The sequence below is a fragment of the Hymenobacter crusticola genome, assembly GCF_002154225.1.
In the GTDB taxonomy this organism is placed as follows: Bacteria; Bacteroidota; Bacteroidia; order Cytophagales; family Hymenobacteraceae; genus Hymenobacter; species Hymenobacter crusticola.
In genome coordinates, this window is record NZ_MTSE01000063.1 from 1 (window position 1) to 7,067 (window position 7,067).

Sequence of the window (7,067 nt, forward strand, 5' to 3'; positions counted from 1 at the left end):
TGATCATGCTTTCCTTTAACAAGGCCGAGTACAACCTGACGGAGGTTTGTCAGATCGGCTTACAAGCCATGCAGCAATTTATCAACACGTTTGATCAAATAGCCTAGTAGCGTGTCGAACACATAATTGTTTTTGGAAACCTAGAAAGCCCCTCAGGGAGAGACTTTCCTTGTTTGCTGGTATTCCTTTACTCAATGCGCAGGTCTTTCGAGGTCGACATCAACCGTTGGTAGGGATGGGCTAAAAAGCGCTCCACATAGTCTATCCCGTCCACCGTATAGCTTGGTCCATGTCCCTGGTTGTGCAGCAATAGCAGTTGCGCGTTCGGCAAGTAACGCTTGATGAGCTGGTTGTAGAAGGGTCGACACAGCGGATCGAGGTCACCGGCTGCCACCAGAGCCGGTACGGCCGAATACACGGGATCTTTTACTGCGGGTGGCTCGGGCTTCACGTTCCAGCACGCGCAAAGGGCATGGTTGACGTTGTTGAACCCGTACCCCGCCAGCCAAGGCAAGACTTGGTGCTGCTGTTTTTCCACGGCTGGGTTTGCGTAGGCAATCTGCTCGCTACAGTACACCGAATAGCGCATGCCCAGGGAAAGCGCCGGATCCCCGGCAAATGTGGCATCGAGCACCTCCCGAACGTAGGCCCGGTGGCGCCCCTGCACCAAGTCGTCGATCACAACGGGAAGTGTGTGTACCTGGGTACTATTTAACCGGTTCACCACCGCATCCAGTAGCTCCTGTTTGGTATAGGTAATCCGCAAACTATCGCGGGTGTCTTTCTCCAGGTAGTTGAGCGTAAATTTCTTGCCCGTGATGCTGGTAAAATAGGCGTGGAACCGACTCCGTAGCGCAGCCCTTGCTGGGTCCGCGGCTGTGGCGTCCGAGAAGACTTGTTCAAGCGCCTCGTTGATATTGAGCAAACCGTCTTCTTCGTAGCGCACGTACCCGGGTAGGGGCGAATTCAGCAGCAGGCTGCGAACCGCTTCGGGATGGGTACGAGCGACGGTGAGCATGAGCCCCCCGCTGTACGAGATACCAATCAGGTTCAAGGAGTCCAGCTGCAAGGCAAGTCGTAAATCGTTGATGTCCTCAGCGCTCTCCAAGGTGTTGTAGGCCGACAGATCAATGCCCTGACGAGTGAAGTTCTGCCGGCACGCTTTCACGGCAAGCCGCGTCAAGCTGTCTTGATTCAGGCCCGTGCGGTAACTACGCTTTATCGCTTCCTCCACCCCTGGGCAGTCTAGGCAGGGTTGTGCCCGCTTCGTGCCGCGCTGATCGAAGAGAATGGTTCCGCCATACTTTAGCAGACCCGATTGGTAGCCAATACTGTCGATGTTTGCCGTCGTACTATAGCCTGGTCCTCCCGTGGTGAACAGCGAGACCCTGCGCCTAGCATCCTGGTCCGGCCGGCGCACAAACAGGTAGGGTATTTTCACCTTCCGCCCATGGGGGCGTTGCCGGTTTTCCGGCACCACCAGATAGCCGTACTTCACCACCAAACGCGGATCCGTCTTGATGGGGCAAACGGCCGGCTCCAGCACGGGGTGGTAGGCCTGACTAAAAGCGAGCAGACCGAAGTGTAAGAGGAAAAGCAGCGTTAGTGGAATGGTTTTCATGTTTCTCTTTGCAAGCAAGAATAGCAGCGTACAGCACCTAAATCCCTGCGATATAAGACCAGGTGCAATTGCGCAACTCCTACTGGCTAAATGTAATTACATAGTACCTTGTATTGCAAGTTAGTCAAGCAAATAAAGTTCATAACTGCTTACTAATCCATTTCCGCACGCTACCGTATGGCAGCTTGTACGCACCTGGCCAACTAATGCAACGCTCAGATCATCCGCATTGTATCGTCTGACAGCCTAAACCCGCTATCCGCACCTCCTTACAGTAACCAAAAGCCCCTTAGCCCCCTGAAACTGCTTGGGTTCTTAGAACGGCACTAACCCAGTCCGTTGCTGTTCGTTTCCTTCCCTAAGAGATAGCCGCTTGGTATCTTAGGCGATACTAAGCGGCTTCTTTCCCGCGTTGTTGCTGTTCTATGAAGCTTCTACTGCTGCTGCTGACACTCGCCGGCCTGACTGACGCTACGGCCCAGCGCACACCGCGCCCCGTGCTGTACCCACGGTTAAGTAAAACGCTCGATAGCCTAGCCTACGTTGATCAGTGGCCGATGCAGCGTATCGTCAAGCAGCAGCCCGACAGTGCTGGCCGGGATTTGGTGCAGGTGGAACAGGAAAACTATGCTCGCCACCAGCCCCTCTTAGAGAAGATGGTGCGCCAGTATGGGTATCCTGGTAGCCGGCAGGTAGGAAAAAAAAGCGCTAGCAATTTCTGGCTGCTGGTGCAACACGCCGACGCGCACCCCAACTTTCAGCGCCGCGTACTCACGCTGATGCTGCCCGAGGTGCAGCACAAGAACGCCGACCCTTCTGATTACGCCTATCTGGTGGACCGGGTCGCCGTCAACACAGGCCAGCCGCAGGAATACGGCACCCAGGTAGAGTACAAAGGTCCTGGTCTGGGCAAAGCAGTACCTACGTCGCTGCGCGAACCCGCGCATGTCAACCAGCGCCGCGCGGCCATCGGCATGGAACCGCTGGAAAACTACTTGGGTATGATGACCCAGATGCATATAGAAATGAACACGCCCAAGGCGTTAAACAAGTAGACAGGTCACAAGCCGACGCTTGTATCCTCCGCTCCCGAAAGCACCTACTCAGAGTAGGTGCTTTCGGGAGCAAGACGTGGGTCAGGACACAGAAGCCGATGATTTCCGATAGCTAACGAAAGGCAAGCTTGGTTTACAAGCCTAAAATAAAAAGCTCTCACCAGTGCTGGTAAGAGCTTTCTTCTTAAGATCTCTCGCTACTTAGCTCTCCTAAAGCGCTGTTGGCAGTTGCGGCAAGCGCTTGAGCAAATCTCCCCGTGGGGTAAGAATCGCCAGCACCTCGCCGGTTAGTCCATCTACTTCGATGTAGTTCGTCTCCTGCTCAAAACCGAACGGATTCGGCTCAGTCTGATACGATACGGTCCACACAAGAGGAGCCGAAGCGTGTTTACGCGCAAGTCTGGCCTGCAAACCTGCCGCTTCATCGTAACGCAAGTGCATGCTTAGTAGCGTGGCTTGGGCTAGATCCAGGGCTTGCTGCTGGCTGATGGTAGTCTCGGTGGCAGTTAAAAGGGCAGTGCTCATGGTAGTAGAACGCTCGCATCAAGTGGATCCATTCCCTGATCGGCTCGAATCTTATTGATATAGCGGAACGCGTCCAGCAGTTCCGCTGAAGTTAAGTTATGCTTTTCGCGCAGTAATTCCTGAAAAACATACGTCTCCTTCTCTAACGTAGAAAGGTCTTGGTACGGTTGCGCGCCTACTTGGGCCCAGTGCTTGGCGTGCTTCATCTCGTGCGCTAACTCAAAATACGTGGCATCTCGCCGAATGTAAATGGTTTGCTGGGGCGCGGAGAAGCCTGCGCGCATCCCGTTCGCGTCCATATACGCTAGTACTGGACTGCCCTTCTTTAAGACGATCAACGTCACCTGGTAGTTCGCTGCCAGGATAGGCCGGTACATGCCCAGCATCCGTTTCGTCAACCGCTTGCTTCCCAGGTACCCCGTCCCACTGCGGCGCCTTTCCTCGAACGATACGGGTTTGATGCGCTTTTGCCGACGTGAACCTTTACGGCCTCTGCCCATAGTGCTCGATAAAATAGATCCGCATAGGTAAGGGAGTTTAGAGCCTGATCCTAGTACGAAAGCAATAGGTCCACCTTACACTTAGAGTCCGCGCTCTTGGCACAACAGTTGGGCGTAAAGATCGAGCTTTGCTTTACTCACTATCAAACCATTCTTTAGCTATTATCCCATGAGGCGACGCATACTCTGCTATCTCTTTTGCCTGCTATCCTTCACTAGCGTTGCCCAACAGTCTACTAGCACGGAGCCAACCGTCACGCAAGAGCAAGCCGAGGTTTACCGCTACGTGAATGCTTCTTCACTTACCCTACGGGCCCAACCTACTGCTTCGGCCCTCGCCGTAGCCATCATCAATGGGGCAAGCCGAGTCCACGTACTGGATACCCGTGCGGACGGGTGGAGTAAAGTAGAAGCCCAAGAGTATACCGGCTATGTGAAGTCCAGCTACCTCGTCGATGATCAACAAGAAGTCACCGCCGAGACGATTGACTGGGACGTGGTGCAAGTCAATGGCGGCACCGAGTACACGAGCGTTGCCGCTGTAGAAGTTACCTCCGCTGCGTACAGTACATCCACGCATGCTCCGGCTCGGAAAGCGGCCCCCAAAGTAGCGGCTGGGCCTAAGGTCTACATCTGCGGCAACGGGCGCACGGAAGTCTATCACAGCAGTGAAGACTGTTCAGCCATGCGGCGCTGCACCTATCAAACGCTTGTGATGAGTGAAGCCCAAGCGCAGAGCTCTGGTTTGCGAGGCTGTATGAAGTGTTATTAGGTAGAAGGCCCTTCTAGGATCGAGCCGCATGGTATTTGTAAGAAGTAAGATGTTATGCTTTATTCTCTTCTATGCTCTTTTCTACTCTTTTTTCGCGGTGGCTTTGCAGGGTACTTCCTTTCGTCTTACTCGGTAGTTTTACTGCGATGGCGCAAACAACACCTACCTGGAAAACCACTTATGCCATCGGAATCGGCTCTTCATATACACTGGTAGCAGCCGTCGACGCCTCAGGGAATACCTACGAAGCAGGCAGTTTTGATGGTACTACCTCAATCGGTAACGTTTCGCTGACCAGTAAGGGAGGAATGGATGGCTACTTGGCTAAGTATCGACCAGATGGTTCCGTTGCCTGGGTGCGCCAACTAGGCTCTTCAACTAGGGACTTAGCGCTGGATGTGACTGTAGATGCTACAGGCAACGCCTATGTGACGGGTTGCTTTTCCGGCACGATCGCACTGGGAAACAGTTTGCTGCTCACGAGTAATACGTCGTCTCTTAAAGGCTTTGTCATACGCTATTCTCCGCAAGGGGAACCGGAGTGGGTACAACAGAGCATTGCAAGGGCAGGCAACAGTGTTCTTAATAGTGGTATCGGCATCGACGCAATGGGCCATGTATACGTGACCGGCTATTGCGACCATGCTGTTACGTTTGGCACTTCCACTGTGACCTACCCTGATAACGGTACGTTCTTAGCGCGCTTTTCAGCTGTCAGTGGCGCGGTTGAATTTCTTAAGCCAGCCTTCGCCTATGATCCGCTTTTAGCGACTCCTCTCGTGGCCTATTACTACAACCCTCAACTAGCTGTTGCTCCTTCCGGAGAGATTTGTGTCCTCAACGTATTTAGCCAACCGGCTGTCCTTGGCGCCACGACACTCATTAGCCGTGGGGACGATGATGTTCTATTAGCCAAGTATGATGCGCACGGCACTTTTCAATGGGTTCAACAGTTCGGTGGTCCAGCGACTGAACGGATGACTAAAGGCGGATTAGATGCGGCAGGTAATCTCTACGTGGTAGGTTCCTTTCAAGGTGCTGCTCTTTTCGGCAACACAACTGTAGCGAGTAATGGTGACGATGATGGATGCCTAGTGAAGTACTCTGCGCAAGGTGCTTTCCAATGGGTACAACCCGTTGGAGGATCTGGCGCAGACAGATTAACGAGCGTGAGCTTAGATGCAGGGGGCAACCCCTACGTGAGCGGTGACTTCAAAGGCGTAGCCCAGATGGGAACGGCTACCCTTACCAGTGCTGGTAGCAGTGATGTTCTAGTGGCTGCGTACACGCCGGAAGGCCAGGTTCGCTGGGTGCAACAAGCGGGCGGAGCGGGGTATGATGCGGGGAGTTGCCTTGGGTTGAGTGCCCAAGGGGATATACACGTGTTGGGACGTTTTATGAATAATTGTGCATTTGGTCCGTTGACACTCGCCACCACTGCAAACAGGCAAGAAACCTTTCTTGCTACGCTGGGGACAAACGTTTTAGCGGCACAAGCAACTCGTTCCACCAAGATCAGCCTCTACCCGAATCCTGCCACGAGCCAAGTACACCTTTCTGGTCTTACGACTAGTAGTCCGGTACAACTGCTAGATGCCGTAGGTCAAATAGTGCGCACCTATACTTTTTCTACAGAAGCGGCCCTATCCCTAAATGGTATTGCACCAGGTCTATACACCCTGCGTGCAACTGATGCGCAGGGACGTACTTATACTAGCCGACTGCTCGTGCAGTAAGAATTCTAATAAAACCACGAAAGCCCTGTCTTGGTCAGGGCTTTTTCACACGCTCCAAGATTCTGGGCTTATGCCGTGAAACCAGTGCACATTCCCTCAGCTAGAGGACGCATTAGGTTACTCATCGCGTTAGCAACCCCGCTCTTTTATTCTTTCTTCCTCCTTACCAACTTGTTAGACCTGTTTGACTCGAAGCGTGTAGGCGGTACAGCAAGCTGAACCGTAGTATTGGCACTCTATTTCGTCTTGCCTATGCCTACTGCTCCCTTCCCGACCTTTCTTCAGTTTGGCTCCCATGGGGAGTGCCTGCTCAATACGACACAGATCCGCGCCGTCACCCGGGACACCCTGCCGGTGACGGCCGCCAACCGGGAAGCCCTGAAAGGCCACATCTCCCCGGAAGGCGTCGTGTATCTGGTCGAAATCGAGTTCCTCGATGGCGAGCACCTGACCATGAAATGCGCGAGCGTACAGGCCCAGCAGCAGCTCATTCTGCAAATGAGCAAGGCCATGCAGGCGCACCTCATCCCCGGCAGTGAAGCCCTGTAAGCCACCCATCGCCCCACCTCATGCGTTCTCCCTCACCGACCTTCTTGCAGTTTGGCCCCGACGCCACGATGATTCGCCTGGACGACATCCTCTCCATCAGCTGCGAGTACCTCGACATCACCGACGAGCGACGCGAGCGCTACAAGGGCTTTATCACGCCCGACGGCAAAGCTTACGTGATCCACCTCTCGTTACGCGATGGGCGCTCGCACCGCATCAAGTGTCTGACCCGGGAATTCCAAACCGAGATCTTTGCGTCCCTGGGCCAGGCGTTACACAACCTCGTTATTCCCTTTCCACCGGCCATGC

At 54.0% G+C, this 7,067-nt stretch carries 8 protein-coding genes; 5 read left to right on the forward strand and 3 right to left on the reverse strand.

The features are described from left to right. Window positions 1-187: 187 nt before the first annotated feature. Window positions 188-1,621 carry an alpha/beta hydrolase gene (locus BXP70_RS28435; RefSeq protein ID WP_086597508.1) on the reverse strand — a complete coding sequence of 478 codons (1,434 nt, stop codon included), beginning with the start codon at window positions 1,619-1,621 and terminating at the stop codon, window positions 188-190. A 425-nt stretch (window positions 1,622-2,046) separates the two neighbouring features. Between BXP70_RS28435 and BXP70_RS28440 the strand changes: the two genes are divergently transcribed. Beyond that, window positions 2,047-2,676: a DUF6624 domain-containing protein gene (locus BXP70_RS28440; protein ID WP_086597509.1), complete on the forward strand. Its 630-nt coding sequence runs from the start codon at window positions 2,047-2,049 to the stop codon at window positions 2,674-2,676. Window positions 2,677-2,886: 210 nt separating this feature from the next. Here BXP70_RS28440 and BXP70_RS28445 read toward each other — a convergent pair whose 3' ends face one another. Then, window positions 2,887-3,201 (reverse strand): hypothetical protein, encoded by a 315-nt coding sequence (locus tag BXP70_RS28445; protein ID WP_086597510.1) that lies wholly within the window; start codon window positions 3,199-3,201, stop codon window positions 2,887-2,889. Then, window positions 3,198-3,701 (reverse strand): zincin-like metallopeptidase toxin domain-containing protein, encoded by a 504-nt coding sequence (locus BXP70_RS28450; protein WP_086597511.1) that lies wholly within the window; start codon window positions 3,699-3,701, stop codon window positions 3,198-3,200. Before BXP70_RS28450 ends, BXP70_RS28445 begins: the two co-directional genes overlap by 4 nt. A gap of 169 nt (window positions 3,702-3,870) precedes the next feature. On the opposite strand from BXP70_RS28450, the gene BXP70_RS28455 reads away from it, so the two are divergent. The 4 genes from BXP70_RS28455 to BXP70_RS28470 all read left to right on the forward strand — a co-directional run. Then, window positions 3,871-4,473, forward strand: a complete 603-nt coding sequence (locus BXP70_RS28455; protein ID WP_086597512.1) for an SH3 domain-containing protein — start codon at window positions 3,871-3,873, stop codon at window positions 4,471-4,473. A gap of 71 nt (window positions 4,474-4,544) precedes the next feature. Continuing rightward, window positions 4,545-6,209, forward strand: coding sequence for a T9SS type A sorting domain-containing protein (locus tag BXP70_RS28460; protein ID WP_086597513.1), 1,665 nt, complete (start codon window positions 4,545-4,547; stop codon window positions 6,207-6,209). A 252-nt stretch (window positions 6,210-6,461) separates the two neighbouring features. Further along, on the forward strand, window positions 6,462-6,758 hold the full coding sequence (locus tag BXP70_RS28465; RefSeq protein ID WP_143436773.1) for a hypothetical protein: 297 nt from the start codon (window positions 6,462-6,464) through the stop codon (window positions 6,756-6,758). 20 nt (window positions 6,759-6,778) lie between these two features. Beyond that, the coding region (locus BXP70_RS28470; RefSeq protein WP_143436774.1) for a hypothetical protein at window positions 6,779-7,067 on the forward strand (289 nt) is incomplete at its 3' end.

Bases quoted from the DNA above. Each gene is read 5' to 3' on its own strand.
- BXP70_RS28435 (WP_086597508.1), bottom strand. From the start codon at position 1,621: ATGAAAACCATTCCACTAACGCTGCTTTTCCTCTTACACTTCGGTCTG.
- BXP70_RS28440 (WP_086597509.1), top strand. From the start codon at position 2,047: ATGAAGCTTCTACTGCTGCTGCTGACACTCGCCGGCCTGACTGACGCT.
- BXP70_RS28445 (WP_086597510.1), bottom strand. From the start codon at position 3,201: ATGAGCACTGCCCTTTTAACTGCCACCGAGACTACCATCAGCCAGCAG.
- BXP70_RS28450 (WP_086597511.1), bottom strand. From the start codon at position 3,701: ATGGGCAGAGGCCGTAAAGGTTCACGTCGGCAAAAGCGCATCAAACCC.
- BXP70_RS28455 (WP_086597512.1), top strand. From the start codon at position 3,871: ATGAGGCGACGCATACTCTGCTATCTCTTTTGCCTGCTATCCTTCACT.
- BXP70_RS28460 (WP_086597513.1), top strand. From the start codon at position 4,545: ATGCTCTTTTCTACTCTTTTTTCGCGGTGGCTTTGCAGGGTACTTCCT.
- BXP70_RS28465 (WP_143436773.1), top strand. From the start codon at position 6,462: ATGCCTACTGCTCCCTTCCCGACCTTTCTTCAGTTTGGCTCCCATGGG.